Annotated in this window: 2 protein-coding genes; both read right to left on the bottom strand. The window is 67.4% G+C overall.

From position 1 onward, the window contains the following. Positions 1 to 507: CbtA family protein (locus CH274_RS20860; RefSeq protein WP_143546625.1), on the bottom strand; the 507-nt coding region annotated here is incomplete at its 3' end. Further along, positions 498 to 620: CbtB domain-containing protein (locus CH274_RS20855; protein ID WP_141214781.1), on the bottom strand; the 123-nt coding region annotated here is incomplete at its 5' end. The genes CH274_RS20860 and CH274_RS20855, both read right to left, overlap by 10 nt.

The raw sequence follows: 620 nt of genomic DNA, 5'->3' as shown, positions 1-620 counted from the left end.
CACGGTCGCCAACCACAGCCAGGTGCGCTGGGTGATGGTCTCCGGATCGCCGACCGCGGGCGGGTTGGCCGGGTACTTGAAGAACGGCACCGCTTCGATGGCCACCCATCCGGCACCGGCCCCGACCAGAGCCAGTACCGATCCCGGCAGGGAGCTGAAGCGTCGCCCGTAGTGCAACGCCGAGGCGAAGATCGCGCCCAGTGCCAGGCCTGCGAGTCCGGTGGCGAGGAACAGTCCGACGCGTTGTCCGTCGCGACTGACGAGCGGATCCTCGTCCCCGTGTGAATGTGCGGCAGGGGCGGCCTCGGTGGGATCGGCTCCGGTGTGATGGTCGTCGGCACCGGCTGCTTCTTCGATGGCGATGGCCGAGTCGATGTGCGGTTCACCGACGACGTAGGCGACTGCTCCGGCGAGCAGACCTGCGAGGAGTCCGGCGAGCAGACCTCGGACCAGTAGTTGGACGAAGGTGCCCTGCAGCGTCGGGCCGTGTGTGTCGGTCAGTGGCATGGCAGGCCCAGCAGGTGGCGGCCGTCGTGCATCAGTTCGTGCATGTACATGCCACTGCGGGAGATCGCGCCCTGATCGAAACCGACGAGGTAGAGCACGACGAAAGCGAGCAG

It is taken from the genome of Rhodococcus sp. 06-418-5 (genome assembly GCF_002258285.1).
In the GTDB taxonomy this organism is placed as follows: Bacteria; Actinomycetota; Actinomycetes; order Mycobacteriales; family Mycobacteriaceae; genus Rhodococcoides.
This window is presented reverse-complemented; position numbering and strand designations above follow the sequence as displayed.